Source organism: Halovalidus salilacus (assembly GCF_031852275.1).
GTDB classification, from domain to species: domain Archaea; phylum Halobacteriota; class Halobacteria; order Halobacteriales; family Natrialbaceae; genus Halovalidus; species Halovalidus salilacus.
Genome location: NZ_CP134700.1, coordinates 2190316 through 2211739 on the forward strand (window position 1 = coordinate 2190316; position 21424 = coordinate 2211739).

Sequence of the window (21424 nt, forward strand, 5' to 3'; positions counted from 1 at the left end):
GGCCTGTTATTGTGCGCACTTTGTTTTAAAGCTTACTAGGGAAGAGACCTCGACGAATAAAATACGCTCACAGGTGTCGACGCGACCGCTCACGGGGGATTCGAGACCGTTCGGGAGCGCACTTGGCGCGAATAAAATCGGGAGCGAACGGGTTTCGGGCGGAATCGGTTGCGTTCCCATCCGGCGCGGAGTTCGTCACAGTTCGGTCGCCGCCCGCTCCGCGTTCGGGGCCGTCACTCGGTTTCGTCTTCGCCCGGGGACTCCTCGTCCGCGTCGGTACCGTCCGCCTCGGCCGAACCGTCGGCGTCGTCCGCGTTGCCCTCGTCGGTCGGCGCTTCGTCGCTGCCGTCGTTGGCCCCGTCTTCCTCCTCGAGATCGCCGTCCGACGCGACTTCGCCGCCGAGTTCGATCGCGGCGTCGTCCTCGTCCGGTTCGCTCTCCTCGCCGTCGGCTTCGGCTTCTTCGTTCGCGCTCGAATCGTTGTCGACATCGTCCGCATCGACATTGTCCGCGTCGTCCTCGTCCGCGTCGTCCTCATCGAGTGCGCCGTTGGAGACGGTCACCTGCGCGTGCTGGATGACCTTGTCGCCCATCTCGTAGCCCGGCGTGTAGACGTCGGCGATCGTCCCTTCGGGCTGGTCGCTATCGACCCGCACCATCACCTCGTGGCGCTGGGGGTCGACCGCGGAGCCGGGTTCCGGGTCGATCTCCTCGACGTTCTCGTCCGCGAGCACCCGGTCGAACTCCCTGAGGGTCATCTGGACGCCCTCCCGGAGCGCCTCGACGTCGTCGCTCTCCTCCTCGAGGGCCCGCTTGAGGTTGTCTCGGACGCCGATCAATCGCTCGACGAGGTCCTCCGCCGCGCGGTCTTTGATCTGCTGCTGGCGCTTTTTCGCCCGCTTCTTGTAGTTCTGAAAGTCCGCCTGCACCCGGCGGACGCGGCCCTGTAAGTCGTCGATCTCGGACTCGCGCTCCTCGAGCGCCTCGTTCCGCTGCTCGAGGCTCTCCTCGCGCGCCCGGAGTTCCGCCTGCAGTTCCTCGATCGTTTCCGCCTGCTGGTCGACCCGCTCGGAGAGGTCCTCGAGTTCCTCGCGCTGATCTTCGACGGTTTCGTTCACCGCTCGAGCCTGCTCGACGATCGCGTTGACGCTGCTGGCGAGGTCGTCGTCGTACTCGGTGAGTCGGTCGAGGATCTCCTTGATGTCCTCGGCCGTCTCGGGTTCGGTCGGGACCGACTCGTCGGCTGAGTGAGAAGTGGAGTCGTCGGTCTCGGACGCGTCGCGGTCGGTCTCGTCTCGGTCCTCGACGGCGTCCCCGTCGGCCGAGTCGTCCCGGGCCTCCTCCGGCGCGTCGCCGTCGTCGGAGTCCTCCCGTGACGGAACGTCCCGGGCCGTGGAGTTCGTGCCCTCGTCTTCGCTCATATCGCAGTCATGGAACAGCGGTAATAAAAGGGTTGAGGTCCGCCGCGTGCCGGCATTCTCTCGGTCGTTGAAATCCGTACGCGCAGTCAAACACTATTTGTAATTCCAACGCTCAGTACGGACCGTGACTCGACCTCGAGCGGCGGATACCGGTTCGATCGCCCTCCGGTACGAGGACGGGACCGTCCGCGTCGAGGGCGACGAGGACGTCATCGAAGCGGTCGCCAGCGACGACCCGTCGCTGGAGCTCGAGGCGGACCCGCGATCGGGAACCTGGCGCGCGCCCGCCGTCCGATACGCCCCACTCCGGATCGCGCTCGCGAATCGGGACGTCGACGTCGAGGATCGCGTCCTGTCCCTCGACCCCGTCTCGGACCTCTCGTCGTCGTACGAACTCCGCGCGTACCAGCGGGAGGCGCTCGAGTCGTGGCTCGAGACGGACCGGTGGAAGTCGCTCCGGTCGATCTTGGACGCGAACGCGGACCAGGAGGCGCCCGCGGGCGTCCTCGAACTTCCGACGGGCAGCGGGAAGACCGTCGTCGCGCTGGCGGCGATCGAGCGGTTCTCCGTGCCGACGCTCGTGGTCGTCCCGACGATCGACCTCCTCGAGCAGTGGCAGCGGGAACTCGAGACGGAGTTCGCCGGAGACGGGAGCGGAGACGGCCTCGCCGTGGGCCGGTTCGGCGGCGGAGAGCAGCGCCTCGAGCCGATCACGGTCTCGACGTACGACTCGGCGTACCTGAAGGCCGACTCCGTCGGCGATCGGTTCGGCCTCGCCATCTTCGACGAGGTCCACCACCTCGGCGGCGAGGGCTACCGGGAGATCGCCCGCCTCCTCCCCGCGCCGGCCAGACTGGGACTGACGGCCACCTTCGAACGGCCCGACGAGGCCCACGAGGTGGTCGAGGACCTCGTGGGCCCGGTCGTCCACCGTATCGACCCCGACGACCTCGCCGGCGACCACCTCGCCCCCTACGACGTGAAGCGACTCGAGGTCGACCTCACCCCGGAGGAACGGGAGGCGTACGAGGAGAACCAGGGGGTGTTCGTCGACTACCTCGCGAGTTCGAACATCGAGATGCGACGGGGGTCGGACTACCAGGAACTCGTCAAGCGATCCGGGCGCGATCCGCGCGCTCGAGAGGCGCTGCTCGCGCGCCAACGCGCGCGTGAGATCATGCTCGGCAGCGAGGCGAAGATCGACGCCCTCGAGGGGATCCTCGACGAACACCGCGAGGACCGGACCATCGTCTTCACCGCCCACAACGACCTCGCCTACGACGTCAGCGAGCGCTTCCTGATCCCGGCGATCACTCACCGGACCAGCGCGGCCGAGCGCCGGGAGATCCTCGAGCATTTCCGCGAGGGAACCTACACGCGCGTGGTGACCTCGAACGTGCTCGACGAGGGGGTCGACGTCCCGGACGCCTCGGTCGCGGTCGTCCTCTCGGGCAGCGGGAGCGAGCGCGAGTTCACCCAGCGCCTGGGCCGGATCCTCCGCCCGAAGGAAGGCGGCGGTCGGGCGATCCTCTACGAGGTCGTGGCCGCCGAGACGGGCGAGGAGCGGATCGCCGAGCGACGGCGGTAGCACGACACCCGGCCGTCGATCCTCCCGGCGCGCCTCGGTCGACCACGGTCGAGCGCTCGCGATCGGCGGGCAGGACTCGCCCTCGAGCGCCCCTCGGAGTTCCGTCCCCGTAGCACGCGCCCGCGCTTCCGGGAGTTCGGCGCGTGGATTTAACACCGCTCGGTACCGAGTGCGGGTAGACGGCGATGCTCACGAAGGACCTGTTGCGCGTCTCTCGAGCCGGCGGGGGGTACAGCCCCCGCTTCGCCGAGCGTGCGCACCGACCGCTCGCCGCCCGCGTCATCGGCACGTTCCAGGGCCACGTCGGCGAGCAGCGGGCGGACCTCGAGTCCGCACTCGAGGACCTCGAGCGGGACGCCGACGACCACAAACTCGTCCGGGGATTCGTGGCGCTGCTCGAGCGGGAGGCGACGTTCGAGACGCAGTCGGAAATCGAACCCGAAACGGCCCGCCGGGCCGTATTCGAGTCCGCCGAGGTGGTCGGCGTCGCGACCGAGACCGAGCGGGCGATGGCGTTCGTCCGCGCTGGCGAGGAACTCGGCGTCTCGCCGGACGACCTCGAGTCGGCGCTCTACGCCGACCTCGAGGAGCGCCAGTACCTCGCGTCGGTGGACGTCCGCTGGGAGCCCGACGAACTCGTCGCCCGGTACAACCTCTCGCTCGCCCAGACGGCGCTGTTCGACGCGACCGAGGTTCGGATCCGCTCGAGCGATCCCAGAGCCCTCGTCTCGGCGATCAAGCGCCTCCGGCTGATGTACGAGATCCACAGGACCGACGAGGGGAGAGCGATGGTCGTCACCGGTCCAACCCGCCTCTTCCGAGCCACCAGGCGGTACGGCACCCGATTCGCCCGGCTCCTCCGAACCGTGGCGAAGGCCGACGAGTGGCACCTCGAGGCGACGATCGACGACCGCGGGACGGAACGACGCCTCGTCCTCTTCCACGAGGACCCGATCCGGGTACCCGACGCCGAGCCGATCGTCGAGGTGGACTACGACAGCGAGGTGGAGTCGGACTTCGCCGCTCGCTTTTCGACCCTCGACCTCGACTGGGACCTCGTCCGCGAACCCGAGCCGCTCGCGACCGGAACGCGCGTGATGATCCCCGATTTCGCGTTCGACTACGAGCACGGCGACTTCCGGCTCTACTTCGAGATCATGGGCTTCTGGACGCCCGAGTACGTCGAGAAGAAGCTCGCGCAACTCGAGGAACTCCCCGCCGCCGAGACGTCGGTGGACGGTTCCGACGGGAGCGTCGCCTCGGGCGTCGACATGCTCGTCGCCGTCGACGACTCCCTCGGCGTCGGCGAGGAGATCACGGCCCGGGACCACCGCGCGATCACCTACTCCGGCCGGGTTCGGGTGAAGGACGTCGCCGACGTCCTCCGGGAGTTCGAGGAGCGACTGGTCGCGGAGAGCGCGGCCGACCTCCCCGACGAACTCGTCCCCGAGGAGGACGCGATCTCGCTCGAGGAGGTCGCCGCCCGCCACGGCGTCGGCGTCGACGCCCTCGAGTCGAAGCGGTTTCCGGAGCACGAGCGAGTGGGTCGGTCGCTCGTCCGGCCGCGCGTTCTCGAGCGCATGGGGGAGGAGATCGAAGAGGGGACGTCGCTCGAGGCGGCGGAAGCGGTGCTCGAGCGCGAGGGGCTCTCCGATGCCAGTGCGATCCTCTCCCGGCTCGGCTACCGCGTCGAGTGGGAGGGGCTCGGCGGCGGGACCGTCGTCGAACGGGGGGACTGATCTCGGGCGGAAGGGCTCGTTCGACCGTCGGATACCGAAGATCCTCGACGGTCGTGAGGTCGCTTCCGCGTCTCGAACCCTCGGCCCCACGGTTCAATTGCACCGACAGGAGACGGCGGGGCGTATTTGATCTCGAACGAGGGGTGAATCGAAACGCTCCCGCACCAGTGAGACGGTCGACAGTGGCGTGTTCACTACGGGGACGGTAGCCGGTGATCGATGAGCCATTCCGATCGTTCGCTCGAAGGTCCAACCAGTCGGCCCGTTCAGATGGGAATCGTTCGCTCGACGGCCAGTCGGTGGTTTTGATGAACGGGAATCGGTGGATACTCGCGGGACTGCTCGCCGCGATGGTGTTCGTGGTGTTTTTCGTCCGCGGCTGCAGCGGCGTCATCGGTATGGGCGCGGAGGGACCGTCGCCCCTACCGGGAACCCGGCGACTACGAATTCTGCCCTCGAAGGGGAATCCCCCGGAGAACACTGCGCGTAGCGCTCAAACCGACGTTCTTCGGAGCTACCGATCGAATCCACGCTATCCGACGATGGATCGACGTAGTTGCGCTTTTATCGCATGTGAGACCCGTCGCCTGTAACGCGATTTGGTATCGACCTCGACGCCCTGACGTTCGAGCCACCGCCGAATTCCGCTACTCACGGCGTTCCGTTTGATCCCGACTTGCCGGAAGTGCTTGATCGGGTGTCGCAGCCAGTTGTACTCCCCGTGGGCGTACACGTCGATGTACTCCGGCGAGTGGGCGACGAGAATAACGTGGATCTGCCTGTCGCCCAGCAGGGTGCGCCGATACGTCCAGCTACCGTTCGGCTCCGACCCGACCGGCGGTCGATGATACCACGCCAGCGGATCCCAGTCGAAGCCGTGTTTCTGGAGCGTCTTCGTGAACTCGTCCAGCGGCCACTCGACGGTACCGACGTATCCGGACGCGTAAAGGCGGTCTTCGGGCTCCCCGAGTGCGCGCGCCAGTCGGGTGATCCAGGGACCGAGTCGCTGTCTCACGAGGTAGGGGACGTTCGGGTCGAGCGCCTCGACGATAGTCCGCATGTGGTGACGGTTTGGTTTCCAGTGCCTCGAATGTGTTGCAGGTGCAGTGAAACGCTGGCGAAGCGCAAGTGACGTCCCACATCCGTGTGCGATTCGCCCACGTCCGGGCGCGATTCGAGGGAACTCCCGCCGTGTTGACCACATCCGCCGAACTGAGCGCGAATGGCGCGACCAACTCCGACCGTCGAAACCGTCCTCCGTGTCACGCACGCAGTACGGCGTCAGGTTTCGACGCCGTCGACGAGGGTGGCGACCAGCTCGGAGACGTACGACAGCTCGTCCTCGTTGATCCCGTGGCCCATCCCCTCGTAGATGCGCTTTTCGACGTGCGCGCCGAGGTCCTCGAGGATCGCCTCCGTTTCGTGGACGCGCTCGACGGGGATGTGGGGATCGACGTCACTGCAGCCGAGTAACGCGGGGGTGCCCTCGAGTGCGCCCGCGCTGTCGCCGCCTTCGAGGTAGTCGTCGGGGTCGACCGAGTCGCCGATGAGGCCGCCGCTCAGGGCCGCGAGGCCGCCGTAGCGGCGGGGGTTGCGGGCGACGAACTCGCTGGCGAGGCAGGCGCCCTGGGAGAACCCGAGCACCAGGACGCGTTCGGTGGGGATCCCCTCGTCGTTCGCCGTCGCGATCGCCTCCGAAATCGCGAACAGTCCCGACGAGCGGCCCGGTTCGTTCGACTCGACGGGTGCGAGAAAGGAGTTCGGGTACCACGTGTTTTGCCGCGCCTGGGGCGCGAGGAAAGCCACCCCCTTGTGACCGATCTCGCCGGCCATCTGCACGATGCTCCGCGCGGTGGCACCGCGGCCGTGAACGAGCACGACCGCCGCTTCGGCGTCCTCGAGCGGCGCGCCGGCGGTCACGAGCGGCTGGTCCTGGTGAGGTCCGTCCGCCATCACTCGAGTCCCCCGACGCCGGCGCTCGCGTCGGGAAGGTCGTGTTTGTTCACCTCGAGGCCGAGTTCCTCGATGGCCCGCCGGAGGTGCTCGTCCTTCGCGTACTCGGCGCCGTCGGCCTCGCGGAGTTCCTGGGCCTTCGCGAGGATCTCCCCGCGGCGGTCGTTCGGGATCTCGTACTTGTCCGCCGAGAGTTCGATCACGAGGCCGTTGTTGTCGTGCGTGTAGATCGAGTGGAAGATCCCGCGGTCGAAGACGTTGTAGCGGTACCCCGCCTCCTCGAGGGCCGCCATGATCTCCTCGTACTCGTCGGGGTCGACGCTGAAACAGAGGTGGTGGACGGCGCCGACGCCGGCGCGTTGCCCTCGAGCGGAGGGGCGGTCGCCGACGAAGAACGTCAGGATGCGCCCGTCGCCCGTGTCGAAGAACAGGTGCGTCTGCGAGGGATCGTCGAGGTTGGGCTGGCGGAGCACGAGGGGCATGCCGAGGAGGTCGCGGTAGAACGCGATGGTGTCCTCGGCGTTGCTCCCCCAGATCGTGATGTGATCGGTCCCCGTCGTGTGGAAGGGACTGTCGGGCAGTTCGGGCGTTACGGGTGCTTGGTCGGTCATTGTTGGTGGGTGGCGGGTGGTGAAAAACTGGGAATTTGGTACTCGGTGTTCGTTACTCCGTCTGCTCGTCGATCAGCGCGCTGAAGACGTCCATCGCGTCGTCGCGGACGTCGAAGTCGTGGTAGTGATCGCCGCGTTCCTTGGAGAGGATGTTCAACGCCGCCGCCGCGCCGTCGCCCACGGAGATCGCCGCCTGCCACTCCTCGGGGCGCACCATCGCTCCCGTCGCGTAGGCGTTCTCGATGCTGGTTTCCGTGCCGAGGCCGACGGCGACCGTGCCATCCTCGTCGAACTCGCAGCCGAGGTCCTCGGCGAGGTCGCGGTTCGCGCCCGTCGCGAGGACGAGGTAGTCCGACTCCTCGGTCCCGTCGTCGGTTTCGACGGCGAACCCGTCGCCCGTTTCCTCGACGCCGGTCACCTCGACGCCCTGTCGACGGTCGACGTCGAACTGGTCGACCTGTTGGCGCGCGGTCGCCATGAACTCGCTGCCGCCGATCGAGCCGATGCCGAGGTAGTTGAAGAGATGCGCCTTGTGCATCCACGTTGCATCGGTGTCGAACACCGTCGTCTCGAGGCCGTTCTTCGCCGTGAACAGGGCCGCGCTCAGTCCGGCGGGGCCGCCGCCGACGACGATCACGCTCGACCCGTCGGTTTCGGTCTGGTCGTTGCTCATGTGTGGTTTCATTTTGTTACTGCAGGGGTATGAAGCCCGCGGGGACTTCGGGAATACCACGTAACACCGGTGTCAGTGGTCCCGACAACGCTGGACCGGGACCGGTAACCCTCTGCAACGATCATAAACAGTAACGGGCTTCGGGGGGTACGCTCGAGTATGCACTTCGATCACGCCGGCATCGCGACGGACGACGCCCGAAAACTCGCGAACCTGTACGCCGACCTCTTCGACCTCGAGGTCGCCCACGAGGAGGAGTTCGACGGCATGCGCGTCGTCTTCCTCGACTGCGGAAACGGATACTTCGAACTGCTCGAGCCGCTCGAGGAGGGGACCATCTCCCGCTACCTCGAGAAGAACGGCTCCGGAATCCACCACCTGGCGCTCGCGACCGACGATATCGAGGGCGCCCTCGAGACTGCACGCGACCACGACGTCGAACTGATCGACGAGGAGCCCCGACCCGGCGCGTGGGGACACACGGTGGCGTTTTTGCACCCGCGGGACACCGGCGGTATTCTGGTCGAGTTCGTCGAGCACTGACCGTTCGGTCGAGTTCCTCGGGGCCGACCGGCTCGGCGACTCGGGTGGACGAATCGATCCGGAACACCGGCTCGACCCCGTGCTTCGTCGGCCGTAGCGGGTCGGAATTGCTAGATGATCTCACTCCGCTTAGACCGACCTGTAGAATGTACACCTTTCTCGGGTCGCTCGGCGCAGACGTGTACACTCGTCAATGCTGGGACCCGTTCCGAGTTGAAACTCAAGGTTTTAAGCAACGGCGGAACGGCCGTTCGAATGGCTATGAAACTACACGAGTATCAGGCGAAGGAGGTCTTCGCCGACGCCGGGATTCCGACGCCGGAGTCGCAACTCGCCTCCGACGTCGACGGCGTCATCGCCGCGGCCGAGGAGATCGGCTATCCGGTCGCGGTCAAAGCGCAGGTACAGGTTGGCGGCCGCGGGAAGGCCGGGGGAATCAAACTCGCGGACGACGAGGAGGAAGCCCGCGAGGCGGCCGACTCGATCCTCGGGATGGACCTCAAGGGATACCGCGTCGACCAGGTGCTCGTCGAGGAGGCCGTCGACTTCACCGACGAACTCTACGTGGGCGTCACCATGGACCGCGGCGAGGGCAAACCGGTCGCGATGGTCTCGACCCGCGGCGGCGTCAACATCGAAGAGGTCGCCGAGGAGGACCCCGACGCCATCGCTCGTGAGCACATCGACCCCGCCTTCGGGATGCACCCCTACCAGGCCCGCAAGGCGGTCTTCGACGCGGGCGTGGACAAAGCCGTCGCCAACGACGTCGCGAGCGTCCTCACCACGCTCTACCAGCTCTGGGACGACCGCGATGGCGCCGACGCCGAGATCAACCCGCTGATGGTCACCAGCGACGACGAGGTCATCGCGGCCGACGCCGTGATGAACATCGACGAGGACGCGCTGTTCCGACAGCCCGAACTCGCCGAAATGGAGGAGGAAGCGGCCAGCGGCGACGAACTCGAGCAGAAGGCAGACGAGTACGACTTCGACTACGTCCGCCTCGAGGGCAACGTCGGCATCATCGGCAACGGCGCCGGCCTCGTGATGACGACGCTCGACCTCGTCGACTACTACGGCGGGAAACCCGCCAACTTCCTCGACGTCGGGGGCGGCGCGAAAGCCGAGCGGATCGCCAACGCGCTCGACATGGTGTTCTCCGACGAGAACGTCGACTCCGTCGTGTTCAACATCTTCGGCGGGATCACCCGCGGCGACGAGGTCGCCAAGGGGATCAACGAGGCGCTCGAGCAGTTCGACGAAATTCCGAAACCCATGGTCGTCCGCCTCGCGGGCACCAACTGGGAGGAGGGCATGGAGATTCTGAACGAGGACCTCGTGACGGTCGAGGAGACCCTCGAGGACGCGGTCCAGCGTGCCGTCGAGTACGCTGAGGAGGTGAGCCAATAATGAGCGTACTAGTCGACGACGACACTCGCGTCGTGGTACAGGGCATCACCGGTGGGGAAGGCAAGTTCCACACCGAACAGATGATCGAGTACGGAACCAACGTGGTCGCCGGCGCCGTCCCCGGCAAGGGTGGCCAGGAGGTCCACGGCGTCCCCGTCTACGACACCGTCCACGAAGCCGTCGAGGAGGAGGACGCGGACACGTCCGTCATCTTCGTCCCGCCGGCGTTCGCCGGCGACGCCATCTTCGAGGCGCTCGATTCGGGCCTCGGGCTCGCCGTCGCCATCACCGAGGGCGTCCCGACCCAGGACATGGCGCGCGTGAAAAAGCGCCTCTCGGAGGTCGACACCCGACTCATCGGCCCGAACTGCCCCGGCCTCATCACCCCCGGCGAGGCCAAACTCGGCATCCTCCCCGGCAACATCTTCGCCGAGGGTGAGGTCGGCCTCGTCTCCCGTTCGGGCACGCTGACCTACCAGGTCGTCGATAACCTCACCCAGCGCGGCATCGGCCAGACCACCGCCATCGGCATCGGCGGCGACCCGATCATCGGCACGGACTTCATCGACGCCCTCGAGCTGTTCGAGAACGACCCGGACACGAAGGCCATCGCCATGTGCGGCGAGATCGGCGGCGAGGACGAGGAGGAGGCCGCCCGCTTCATCGACGAACACGTCGACACGCCCGTCGCGGGCTTCATCGCCGGCCGCACCGCCCCGCCGGGCAAGCGCATGGGCCACGCGGGCGCCATCGTCTCCGGTTCCGGTACCGGCACCGCCGAGAGCAAGATCGACGCGCTCAACGACGCTGGCGTCCCAGTCGGCGACACCCCCGAGGAAGTCGCCGACCACATCGAATCGTTCCTCTCCTGAGCCGACCCCGGCTCGCGGCTCTTTGCGTCTCTGCGCTTTCCTACTGCTCCGCGTTATAACTCGAATTCGAACGTTCTTCCCACTCGGAGGCGGCGCTAGCGCCGACGACGTAGTCGATCAGCGACAGTCGATCGGAAGCAGTCGATTCCAGCTCGGACGCTCAGAACAGATTACCGAGTTTCGATCGCAACCAGCCGATAAGGCCGCCGGAGCCGGATTCGTCGATCACGTCCGCCTCGTCCCGAACCCGAAGTTCCTCGTCGCTGTCCCGGAGGACGAGTTCCATCTCCTCGTCGGCGGGCCCGCCCTCGTCCGCACCCCCGTCCTCGTCCACGTCCGAGGCGACGGGTTCGTCGGCGTCCTCCTCGGGGACGGATTCGTCGTCGGAGCCGTTCGACAGTTCGTCGGTCTCGACGTCGGAGGCAGCCGACAATTCGTCGGTCTCGGCGTCCGCGGGATCGACGTCCTGCTCCGCGTTCGAACTCGCGTCGATCGACGGCTCCGCGTCCGCCGACGGCGATTCGCGGATGGCGGAGAGTTTAGCGGCCGCGTCGTCGACGTTGGAGACGGATTCGACGTCGGAATCCGTCGATCCCTCGGCGGTGGCGGCCGCGTCGGTTCCCGATTCGACCCCGGCACCCTCACCGCTCGACGCCGGCGTGTCGGTCTCGGCGTCGTCGGACTCGTCGCTGTCGATCCAGAGGAATTCGTCTTCTTTCGTCCGGCCGGTGAGCAGGAGCGCCTCGAGTTCGCCCTCGTCGAGGAGGAGGTCGTCGTCGACAGGCTCGGGTTCGTGGTCGGGTTCGTCCGCGCTCGCGATGATCTCTTCGGGGCTCTCGTCGTCGAGGAGGTCCTCGACGCCGTCGTCGGGTTCGTTCGCCGACTCCTCGCGGAGTTGCGTGAACACGTCTGCGGCGGTCCTGTCCTCGATCGTAGCGTCGTCCGGCCCGGTTCGATCACCCACAGCGTCGCCGCCGGACTCGTCCGCACCCGATCGCCCGCCGTCCGTCGGAGCCTCGTCCCGCACGTCCCCAAACAGTTCCTCGACGTCGGGACCGATCTCGAGCGAAGACTCGCTCGAATTATTGTTTATCGTACTATCTGTCATAAACTCTCTTGGTATGGGATAGAGTCCCCAACGGCTTTAATTTTTGGAATGTACGGTAAGTCTGAATGTCAAATATTCGTGAACGTTAATTCGTACGCGTTTGCGTCGAGAACGCGAGAGAAATCACGCCGTTATTGCGTTTCGAAAGAATGCACGGCGGATTTCCTCGCCGCCGAGTGCGGTCGGGGGATGTCGCCGTGAATAGTTGCAATCCGCGCTCTGTCGAGGGAGCGATTGTCGCGTCGACGCGATGGGGAACAGAATGTAGTACTGGCCGGGACGATAGTCCACCCGATGAGCCGCAGGAAGGGACGATAGTATTCCTGCCCTAATAGTTAGAAGTATTAAATAACAACGTATTTAACATATTGGCTGGCACGGGAATGTATGTACCGCCCGACACGCCGACAGGTCCTCGCTTCGGCGGGTGTGTTCACGGTCGCCGGGTGTTTCACGGGTCGTGAGACGACCGGCGAATCACCGTCCGAACGCGCTGACGACCCCGACGACTACTCCTTCCCACGGCGCGGGACGGTTCCGGATCGTTGCCCGGAGTACGACGGCGTCGACCGCGTCGTCGCGTTCGACGACGTGGACCCGGAGGACGTTGCCATCTTCATCGAGCCGTCGACCGACTCGATCGATCTCGAGGAACGGGTGACGTTCACGGCCCGGAACCGAACGGAGACCCCGTTCGTCCACAGCACGGACGAGTGGTCGGTCCACAAACGCGTCGACGGTCGGTGGCACCGCATCGCGCCGGACGTACTATCGACGCCCGACGACCGCCTCGAGGGAGGTGACGAACGCGAGTGGACCCTCGCCGTCGACAACGACGCCGTCGAAGACGGTCGCTCCCTCGAGGGCGACGACGGGCGCGATCCGCTCCGCGGCGTCGGCGGCGGCGAGTACGCGTTCGGCCACCGCGGGTACTTCGAAGACGACCTCTACGAGGGGCGCGTCGCCCTCTGCGCTCCCTTCGAACTCGACGCGGAACCGGTTCCGTTGACGCCGACCGACGCCGTCGCGGAGACGGCGTGGGAGGGGGACACGCTCGTCGTCAGAACGGATCGGGGCGACCCCGAGGACGAGTGGACCACTCTCGGCGCCTACGAACTCGAGTTCGTCGACGGCGACGAGGGAATCCCCCTGATCACCGAGACGGTCCTGCGAAACGACCACCGCCGCGATGCCCTCGCGGTGGCCCTCGAGCACGACGCCGACCGCGTCAGACTCGAGGAGTACGACGGGTCGAAACCCATCTTCGGCGCCGGGCAGGAGGGGACCTTCACGTACGACGGCCGGACGTTCGACGTGACGACGCGGGAACTCGAGTAACGCGTTCTCGTTCGTCGTGGCACCGGCGAGGGGCTCCCGCGACGAGTGGGGTCTCATCCGCCCCACGTCGGCGGTCGGCCGAGAGACCCCTGGAGGGGTGAGCGGACGTTCTTCGCGTGCAGTTCAGGTTCGGTCGACGAAGTCGACGATGTGCTCGGCGATCGCTTCCCCGGCGTCTTCCTGGAGGAAGTGGGCCGCGTTTTCGATCCAGACGTCGGGTTGCTCCCTCGCGGTGGGAATGTGGTGTCGAAGCGGATCGCGAGTTGCCGAGGTGATCGGATCGTCCCTCGAAAACAGCACGAACGCCGGTTTCTCCCACTCCGCGAGGCGCTTCTGGGTTTCGGCGAACAGGTCGGCCCCGGGGTCGTCGGGCGACTGTGGAACGAGAGCAGGGAACGTTCGTGCAGCGGCCATGTATCGCTCGTCGGGGAACGGTGCGCGGTAGGCGTCGACCACTTCCCGGGGGAGGTCGCGGTAACAGCCGTTCTGGACGAGTCGGCCGACGTCGAGGTCCTCCGCGGTCGCCACCATCTCGGCGAACTCGTGCCACCGATCGCTCATCTCCTGGGTCCCGTCCGGCACGCCGGTGTTCATCGGGACGAGCCGAGCGAACCGCTCGGGTTCGTGGACCGCGAGGGGGAGTCCGAGGACGCCACCCCAGTCCTGGCAGACGAGCGTGACGTTCCGCAGATCGAGTTCCTCGACGAACGTTCGAAGCGCGTCGTAGTGCAACTCGACGCCGTAGGCGTCCGGGTCTTCGTACCTGTCGGATCGACCGCAGCCGATCAGGTCGGGGACGACCACGCGGCCGCGTTCGGCGAGAATCGGCATCATCTTCCGGTAGAGGAACGACCAGGTCGGCTCCCCGTGGAGGCAGAGGAACGTCTCCTCTGCGTCTTCGTCACCGGTTTCCACGTACGCCATGCGCAATTCGCCCACGTCGACGTACCGCGGCTCGTAGTCGAAATCCGGGACGTCCTCGAACCGCTCCTCACTGATACTGATGACCATATGGTATGCTATCGTCCATCTCACTCTAAGGTTGTGGAACTGAAAGGAACCCGTAATTTGTTTTCGCGGCTGACGGCCGTCGGATAGCCGCTCCCGCGGCGGAAACCCGTCGGACGGAGAGCCTCCGTTCGACGGTGGGAGGGGAACGCACCCGTGGGGAACCGGGATCCGTTCGGTTCGCGCGAGAATCCACAATCGTTATAGTATCGTCAACCACCTTTCGAAATGTGGTTTACGAGACGAACAACCAGACGATCGACGACGCCCTGGAGCGGGTGCTCGCCGGAGAGACGCTCGATCGGACGGACGGCCTCGCGCTGCTGGTCCAGCCGGTCGAGCCGCTGACGGCCGCCGGCGCGATCGTTCGCGACGAGTTCGGCGACGGGACGGTCGACGCGTGTTCGATCGTGAACGCGAAGGCCGGCAACTGCGCCGAGGACTGCGGCTTCTGCGCCCAGTCGGTCCACTTCGACACCGGCATCGACACCTACGGCTTCCTCGGCCCGGAGAAGATCCTCGAGGCGGCGAAGCGAGCGGAACGGGACGGCGCCCAGCGGTTCGGGATCGTCGTCGCCGAGCGCGGCGTCTCGAAGGAGGGCCGGCCCGGCGAGTGGGCGGAGGTCATCGAGTCGATCCGCCTCGTCCGCGAGGAGTGCGACCTCGAGATCGACGCCTCGCTGGGCATCCTGACCGAGGAGGAGGCCGAAATCCTCGCCGAGGAGGGGATCAACCACTACAATCACAACGTCGAGACCTCGCCGCGGTACTTCCCGGAGATCGTCGGCAGTCATAGCTTCGAGGATCGCGTGAAGACCCTCGAGGTGGCGAAGGAGGCCGGCATGGCACTCTGTGCGGGCGTCATCCTCGGGATGGGCGAGACGCCGACCGACCGCGTCGACGCGGCGATCGCGCTCCAGGAGATCGGGGTCTCCTCGCTCCCGGTGAACGTCCTCAACCCGGTCGACGGGACGCCGCTCGCGAAGCGCGGCGCGCAGATCACCACCGAAGAGATCGTGAAGACGATCGCGGTGTACCGACTGCTCCACCCGCGCGCCAGGGTTCGCCTCACCGGCGGCCGCGAGGTCAACCTCTCGCCGGAGGAACAGCACCTGCCCCTCGAGGCGGGGGCCGACGGCCTGCTGACCGGCGACTACCTCACGACCGAGGGGCAGTCGCCCGGCGAGGACATCGAGATCATCGAACGCGCGGGCCTCGAGCCCAACCGGTCGGTGAACGACTTCGACCCCGAAGCGGTCAAGGCCCGCGGGAAGGACGAGCCGATGCCCGAGACGGCGGTCGGAACCGCTCGAAGCGCGAACGGAGAACCGAGCGACGACTAGCTTAGCGATCAGCTATCCAAAACACGAATGAACGAGACGACGTTTGCGGTACTGGGAACCGGTGGAATCGGCCGACGAGCGCTCGAAGTGAGTACCCACAAGGGGTGGCTCACGCCCGTAGCGGCCTGCGACAGACGCGGCGTCGCCGTCGACGACGACGGGTTGGACGTCGAGGAGCTGCTCGAGTCGACGGAGGGCAATATCGACAACGAGGTGGCTGCGGACGGCGGCACGGCGACAGCATCAGCCGGCGTCAAGCAACACGGCGAGGGTAAGGGCGTCGTCGCCTCCGAGCAGGCCCGGCCCAGCGCCGACCCGATCTGCGAGATCATCGACCACGGCGACGAGATCGACGCCGTGTTGCTCGCGCTGCCGAACTACGAACACGACTTCATCCCCCGCACGGCCGACCGGTTCGTGGAGGGCGGTTACTCGGGCGTTCTGGTCGACGTCCTGAAACGCTCGCGCGTGATCGGCATGCTCGACGAGCGAGCGACGGCGTTCGAGGACGCCGCCATCACCTTCGTCTGCGGCGCCGGCGCGACGCCCGGTCTGCTCACCGGTGCGGCGGCCCTGGCCGCCCAGTCGTTCGTCGAGATCGAGGAGGTCGAGATATGGTGGGGCGTCGGCCTCAAATCGGGCTACGAGGACAACCGCGGGACCGTCCGCGAGGACATCGCCCACCTCCCCGGCTACGACATCGAGACCGCCCGCGAGCTCTCTGACGAGGAGATCGAGGCGATCATCGACGAGCACGACGGCGTCATCGAGTTCGAGGACATGGAACACGCGGACGACGTCCTCCTCGAGCGCGCGGGCGTCTGCGACGCCGAGGACGTCACCGTCGGCGGCGTCCTCGACGTTCGCTCGGACGAAAAGCCGACGACCACGACGGTCCGCGTGACGGGTCGGACCTTCGACGGCGGGACGGCGACGAACACGTTCCGACTCGGCGACGAGACGAGCATGGAGGCGAACGTCAACGGCCCGGCGCTGGGCTACCTGAAAGCGGCCGTCCGGCGCAACCGTGCCGGCGAGTACGGCGTCTTCGGCCCCGCCGAGTTGATGCCCGGGTTCTAGCCCGACGGCGTCGCTTCGACGATGTCGATGTACACGGCGAGCGTGGCGTTTCGGACGGCCGAGGCCGTAATTGAGGGGTCTACGGAACGCTACCTGGGTGTCGCGCGCGCGGCGCGGAATCGTGAGAGTAAAAACATGGGACTGACACCGTTCACACGGATGGAAGACCGCGGGTTCGACCTCGAGGGGCGTCTCGGCGCCCTCGAGGCGGACGATCTCAAACGGAATCTCTCGCCCGTCGACCGGGTCGCAGAACGGGGGTACTTCGCGGAACCGGCGTACGGCGACCTCCCGGTTCTCGGCTCCGAAGAGGCGCTCGTCTTCGCCTCGAACAACTACCTCGGATTGACCGCCGACGAGCGGGTGCAAGACGCCGCGCGGCGGGCCGCCGCGACCGTCGGCACCGGCGCCGGCGCGAGTCGGCTGGTGACCGGCGACACGATGGTTCACCAGGATCTGGAACGACTGCTCGCCGAGACCAAACGGACCGACCGCGCGCTCGTCTTCGCCTCGGGGTACGCCGCCAACGTGGGGACGATCGCGGCGCTCTCCCCCGACGTGGTCTTCTCGGACGAACTGAACCACGCGAGCATTATCGACGGTTGTCGGCTCTCGGGGGCCGACGTCGAAATCTACGACCACTGCGACGCCGACAGCCTGCGGTCGGCGATGGCCGCCCGAGCCGACGGGCGTGTCGAGGGCGGCGACGTCGACGACTCGTGGCTCGTCGTCACGGACTCGGTGTTCAGCATGGACGGAACGGTCGCGCCGCTCGAGGCGATCTGCGACGTCGCCGAGTCCTACGGCGCCTGGGTGATGGTCGACGAGGCCCACGCCACCGGCCTGTACGCCAACGGCGGCGGCGTCGTCCAGGCCGAAGGGCTCGAGGATCGGATTCAGGTACAGATGGGGACGCTCTCGAAGGCGCTGGCGAGCCAGGGGGGCTACGTCGCCGGGAGCGACGACCTGATCGAGTACCTCTGCAACGAGGCCCGCTCGTTCGTCTACTCGACGGGGCTCGCACCGCCGGCGGCCGCCGCGGCCAGCGAAGCGCTGCACATCGCTCGCCACGGTGGTGCGCGCGAACGGCTCTGGGAGAACGTCGCCCACCTGCGCGACGGCCTCGAGACGATGGGGTACAGCGTGCTCGGCGACTCGCAGATCCTCCCGGTGCTGATCGGCGACCGCCGCGACGCGCTCGCCCTCGCTGAAGGGCTGCGCGACCAGGACGTCGTCGCGCCGGCGATCCGCCCGCCGACGGTCCCCGACGGGACGAGTCGGATCCGCGTCGTGCCGACGGCGAGCCACGACCGCGACGACGTCATCGCCTGCCTCGAGGCGTTCCAGGCGGCCGGCGAGGAGGTGGGCCTGCTGTGAGCGACGCCGATAGTACCGACCGCGACGACCTCGCGGAGACGGACCGCGACGACGAGGACGATCGACGGGGCGATCGAACCCGAACCAGACTCGCCGTCGTCGGCACCGACACGGACGTGGGAAAGACGGTGATCACGGCTGCCTTGACCCGCCTTCTCCGGGAGGAGTGCCACGACGCTCGCGCCGTCAAGCCGGCCCAGACCGGTTTTCCGCCGGACGACGACGCCGGGTTCGTCGCCGACGCCTGCGGCGACGGGGGGACGGCGACGTGCACCCGGTACCTCGAGCCCGCGCTCGCCCCGCGCGTGGCGGCCGAGCGATCGGACGAGACCCTCGAGTACGATCCCCTGCGACGGGCGGTCGAGCGAGAACTCGACGCGACGGCGGTGTCGCTGCTCGAGGGCGTCGGGGGCCTGCGCGTCCCCCTCGCGGGCGACCGCGAGGTGATCGACCTCGTCGCCGACTGCGTCGACCGGGCGATCCTGGTCAGCCGATCGGGGCTCGGTACGCTGAACCACACCGCGCTGAGCGTCGACCTGCTCGAGCGCCGCGGCGTCGACGTGCTCGGGATCGTCTGCAACCGATACGAGGGCGCGACGGTCGCCGAGCGGACGAACCCGCCGGAGATGGAGCGCATGACCGGCGCGCCGGTCGAGACGGTGCCGCCGGTCGAGGGCGAGGATCCGGCGGAACTCGTAGACGGCGTGATCGAGGCGCTCTCGACGGACTTCCGCGAACGGCTCCCGCCTGGCGAATCGTAGTTCCCGTTCGATCAGGCGTTTGCCTCGCGGTCGTAGCGCAATCGAACCACGAGTGACCAGGGGATGTACCCGATCGAGCCCAGTGACCGCTCGTGTGCAGCTGTCCGTTTCGTAGAACGAGTGTAGTGGGCGTTCGAGTACCGTTCGCCGAAAAATTCGATCACGCCGACGGCGTCGGTGTTCCCTCTTCCAGTTCCTGCGTCGACAGGTGCCCCTCCGCGACGGGGTCGCGATCGCGCTCGCGCTCGTACAGGGAAACGAGTTCCGCCGCCAGTTCCGACTTCCGGTGCTCGACCTCGAGGTGCACCCGCAGATCCGATTCGGTTTCGTACGTGTCGGCACAGAGCGGGCAGTTGTGGCGCGGATCCATGTGGGAACTCACCGTGAGGGTGTGACACCACACACCGACGTAATAGTGTCGATCTTCATACTGTATGACAGTATTACGATCGTCCGGTGACGACCGAAGTCGTGATTCGATCGACGGTTAACGGATCATACGAAGTCGCTGAGGCCCGATTGGCCGTCGTCGTCGTCCCGCTCGGAACCGGCCGATCGGCCGTCGGTTGAATTGTCAGATTCCGCTCCGGTTTCGGCGTCCGGGTCGGATCGATCGGCGTCCGACCCCGCCTCGGCCGAGCCGTCACCGTCGGCCGCCGGCAGCGTCGCGTTCGCGTCGCCCTCGTCCCCCTCGCCGCTCGAGTCCTCGGCCTCGAAGAAGGCGTTGCCGGAGTGTTCGACGGTCTGTTCGGCCAGACGCTTTTCGGCCTCCTCGACGATGGACTGGACCTTCTTCGTGTCCTTTCCGCTGCCGGTGACGAACGAGACCTCCGCCTCGTCGAGGTCGTAGGCGGCGGCCATGCTGACGGTGAGGTCGCGGTTTCGGCAGTGGTGGGTCATCTCCCCCAGGAACGGTACGATCTCCCGGCGGGCGGTCGCGACGCTCGTCCCCTCCCGCTCGGCGATCCGCTCGGCGATCGAGTCGCGCGTGTCGCGCGAGCCGCGGGTGCGGCCGAGTTTCGACCAGTAACTCGGCGGGCCGTAGCGCGTCCAGCCCCCCTTCGGTTCGCGGCGGGAAGCCGCGACGCCCGCGGTCATGTTGTCCGAAGCGTAGCGCCAGAACGAGTAGTTCTGGGTCGCGCGAACGCGGCCGAGCCAGCGGTCGGCGTTCGAGAGGTACTCGTAGGCGTCGGCCAGTTCGGCGCCCGCGTAGTCCTTCGGGACGTTGTCCTCGATCCAGTTGAGCAACTCGTCGGGCGTCTCGTCGACGTCGTAGGAGGCCCGCAGGGCGCCCTCGGCGTCCTCCTCCTTGATGAGCGCGTCGAGGAACTCGAAGATTCCCTCGGTGCGGTCGCGGTTGCCCGTCACGACGTCGTCGACGGTGAGCCGATCGGCGTCCTCGGCCACAGCCTGCAGGTCGTTGACCGCAGACCGGAGGTCGCCGCTGGTCGACTCGGCGATCTTCTCGAGGGCCTCCTCGTCGAACTCGATCCCTTCGCGCCGGCAGATGTCCCGGAGGACGGGGACGATCGAGCGCTTCGAGACGTCGCGGAACTCGATCGTCTCGCAGGCCTTGCGCAGCGTCTGGCTCATGTCGTAGAACTCGTTGGCCACGAGGACGATCGGCTGGTTCGCCTCCTTGACGACGCTCGTGACCGCTCGAGAGCCGCCGTAGTCGGCGTTGCCGTGGAAGTTGTCCGCCTCGTCGAGGATCACGAGTCGCCGTCCGGAGCCGCCGGCGGTCAGGGTGCCGCTCTTCGAGGCTTCGCCGGCGACGCGCTCGATGACGTCCTTCTGGCGGTCGTCGCTGGCGTTGAGTTCCATCACGGGCCAGCCCATGTCGGTGGCCAGCGCGTGGGCGGCCGAGGTCTTCCCGACGCCGGGGCTGCCGTGGAGGATGACCGACTTCCGGTGGTCCTCCCAGGTTTCGGCCCACTCGCGCAACTGGTCGCGGGCCTTGTTGTTTCCGCGCACCTCCGACAGCGTCGTCGGGCGGTACTTCTCGGTCCAGTCGCTCATTGACGGCCCTTGGTGCGAGTCGCGTTTAGTGGTTCCGGAGCGTCACTCCTCGTCGATGGACCCGAGGTCGTACTCACTGCCGCTTCCCGTCGGTTCCCGGAAGTCGGGCGGTCGACAACCAGAACGTCTCGATCGATCGGATTACGTCCTCGAGTTCGTCCGGCCCCGTCGGTTTCGTAATGCAGGCGTTCGCGTCCATCTCGTACACCCTACGGAGTTCTCGTTCGGAGAGTAACCCGGATACCACGATAACCGGAAGGTGCGTGTGGGCGGGATCGTCGTTTAACTCCTCCAGGACTGCCTCGCCCTCCGTGTTCGGAAGGTGCCAGTCGAGGATGATGAGGTTCGTCTGGGGGGCATCGGCGTACTCGCCCCGTCGATTGACGAAATCGAGCGCATCGGATCCGCTCGACACGATGTGAAGTCGATCCTCGAGCGCCATATCGCGACACACCTCCTCGACGAGGCGTGCGTCACCGGGGTTCCCCTCGACGAGGAGGACGGTCGAGGGCCGAGATCCGTTTCTGGACGACTGACTCACTGTGTTCCCCTACCACCGATCGGACTATGAAGGTTGGTA

The 21424-nt window shown here is 66.9% G+C and carries 20 protein-coding genes; 10 read left to right on the plus strand and 10 right to left on the minus strand.

All coding sequences use genetic code 11. The features are described from left to right. Positions 1-233: 233 nt before the first annotated feature. Positions 234-1421 (minus strand): nucleotide exchange factor GrpE, encoded by a 1188-nt coding sequence (grpE, locus tag RJT68_RS10930; protein ID WP_407036592.1) that lies wholly within the window; start codon positions 1419-1421, stop codon positions 234-236. A gap of 124 nt (positions 1422-1545) precedes the next feature. Here grpE and RJT68_RS10935 point away from each other — a divergent pair, with 124 nt between their 5' ends. After that, a complete protein-coding gene (locus tag RJT68_RS10935; protein ID WP_407036593.1) occupies positions 1546-3009 on the plus strand; it encodes a DEAD/DEAH box helicase in 1464 nt (487 codons plus the stop codon). 185 nt (positions 3010-3194) lie between these two features. After that, positions 3195-4748, plus strand: a complete 1554-nt coding sequence (locus RJT68_RS10940; protein ID WP_407036594.1) for a DUF790 family protein — start codon at positions 3195-3197, stop codon at positions 4746-4748. A 532-nt stretch (positions 4749-5280) separates the two neighbouring features. On the opposite strand, the gene RJT68_RS10945 is transcribed toward RJT68_RS10940, so the two are convergent. The 4 genes from RJT68_RS10945 to RJT68_RS10960 form a co-directional block, all read right to left on the minus strand. Further along, the gene (locus RJT68_RS10945; RefSeq protein ID WP_407036595.1) at positions 5281-5808 is read right to left on the minus strand and encodes a hypothetical protein; all 528 of its coding nucleotides are present in this window, start codon (positions 5806-5808) and stop codon (positions 5281-5283) included. Positions 5809-6029: 221 nt separating this feature from the next. Then, a complete protein-coding gene (locus RJT68_RS10950; protein WP_407036596.1) occupies positions 6030-6701 on the minus strand; it encodes an alpha/beta hydrolase in 672 nt (223 codons plus the stop codon). After that, on the minus strand, positions 6701-7312 hold the full coding sequence (locus RJT68_RS10955) for a VOC family protein (RefSeq protein ID WP_407036597.1): 612 nt from the start codon (positions 7310-7312) through the stop codon (positions 6701-6703). Before RJT68_RS10955 ends, RJT68_RS10950 begins: the two co-directional genes overlap by 1 nt. Before the next feature lie 52 nt (positions 7313-7364). Next, positions 7365-7985, minus strand: a complete 621-nt coding sequence (locus RJT68_RS10960) for an FAD-dependent oxidoreductase (RefSeq protein ID WP_407036598.1) — start codon at positions 7983-7985, stop codon at positions 7365-7367. Positions 7986-8144: 159 nt separating this feature from the next. Between RJT68_RS10960 and mce the strand changes: the two genes are divergently transcribed. The 3 genes from mce (at position 8145) to sucD (ending at position 10810) form a co-directional block, all read left to right on the plus strand. Further along, positions 8145-8528, plus strand: coding sequence for a methylmalonyl-CoA epimerase (gene mce / locus RJT68_RS10965; protein WP_407036599.1), 384 nt, complete (start codon positions 8145-8147; stop codon positions 8526-8528). 261 nt (positions 8529-8789) lie between these two features. After that, a complete protein-coding gene (gene sucC, locus RJT68_RS10970) occupies positions 8790-9938 on the plus strand; it encodes an ADP-forming succinate--CoA ligase subunit beta (protein WP_407036600.1) in 1149 nt (382 codons plus the stop codon). Further along, positions 9938-10810 (plus strand): succinate--CoA ligase subunit alpha, encoded by an 873-nt coding sequence (gene sucD / locus RJT68_RS10975; protein WP_407036601.1) that lies wholly within the window; start codon positions 9938-9940, stop codon positions 10808-10810. Before sucC ends, sucD begins: the two co-directional genes overlap by 1 nt. A gap of 160 nt (positions 10811-10970) precedes the next feature. Here sucD and RJT68_RS10980 read toward each other — a convergent pair whose 3' ends face one another. After that, positions 10971-11918, minus strand: a complete 948-nt coding sequence (locus RJT68_RS10980) for a hypothetical protein (RefSeq protein WP_407036602.1) — start codon at positions 11916-11918, stop codon at positions 10971-10973. 387 nt (positions 11919-12305) lie between these two features. On the opposite strand from RJT68_RS10980, the gene RJT68_RS10985 reads away from it, so the two are divergent. Further along, positions 12306-13256, plus strand: coding sequence for a hypothetical protein (locus RJT68_RS10985; RefSeq protein ID WP_407036603.1), 951 nt, complete (start codon positions 12306-12308; stop codon positions 13254-13256). A gap of 123 nt (positions 13257-13379) precedes the next feature. On the opposite strand, the gene RJT68_RS10990 is transcribed toward RJT68_RS10985, so the two are convergent. Further along, positions 13380-14267: a haloalkane dehalogenase gene (locus tag RJT68_RS10990; protein ID WP_407036604.1), complete on the minus strand. Its 888-nt coding sequence runs from the start codon at positions 14265-14267 to the stop codon at positions 13380-13382. Positions 14268-14494: 227 nt separating this feature from the next. Here RJT68_RS10990 and bioB point away from each other — a divergent pair, with 227 nt between their 5' ends. The 4 genes from bioB to bioD all read left to right on the plus strand — a co-directional run bounded on the left by bioB (position 14495) and on the right by bioD (position 18825). Next, positions 14495-15607 (plus strand): biotin synthase BioB, encoded by a 1113-nt coding sequence (bioB, locus tag RJT68_RS10995; RefSeq protein ID WP_407036605.1) that lies wholly within the window; start codon positions 14495-14497, stop codon positions 15605-15607. A 27-nt stretch (positions 15608-15634) separates the two neighbouring features. Further along, on the plus strand, positions 15635-16687 hold the full coding sequence (locus RJT68_RS11000) for a transcriptional regulator (RefSeq protein ID WP_407036606.1): 1053 nt from the start codon (positions 15635-15637) through the stop codon (positions 16685-16687). Positions 16688-16846: 159 nt separating this feature from the next. Then, entirely contained in the window at positions 16847-18064 is a 1218-nt protein-coding gene (locus RJT68_RS11005; protein ID WP_407040358.1) for an aminotransferase class I/II-fold pyridoxal phosphate-dependent enzyme, read from the plus strand. Positions 18065-18180: 116 nt separating this feature from the next. Further along, positions 18181-18825, plus strand: coding sequence for a dethiobiotin synthase (bioD, locus tag RJT68_RS11010; RefSeq protein WP_407040359.1), 645 nt, complete (start codon positions 18181-18183; stop codon positions 18823-18825). 160 nt (positions 18826-18985) lie between these two features. Here bioD and RJT68_RS11015 read toward each other — a convergent pair whose 3' ends face one another. The 3 genes from RJT68_RS11015 to RJT68_RS11025 form a co-directional block, all read right to left on the minus strand. Next, entirely contained in the window at positions 18986-19207 is a 222-nt protein-coding gene (locus tag RJT68_RS11015; RefSeq protein WP_407036607.1) for a hypothetical protein, read from the minus strand. Positions 19208-19320: 113 nt separating this feature from the next. Further along, positions 19321-20844, minus strand: a complete 1524-nt coding sequence (locus tag RJT68_RS11020) for a replication factor C large subunit (RefSeq protein ID WP_407036608.1) — start codon at positions 20842-20844, stop codon at positions 19321-19323. A gap of 73 nt (positions 20845-20917) precedes the next feature. Next, positions 20918-21385 (minus strand): response regulator, encoded by a 468-nt coding sequence (locus RJT68_RS11025; RefSeq protein ID WP_407036609.1) that lies wholly within the window; start codon positions 21383-21385, stop codon positions 20918-20920. Positions 21386-21424: the final 39 nt, after the last annotated feature.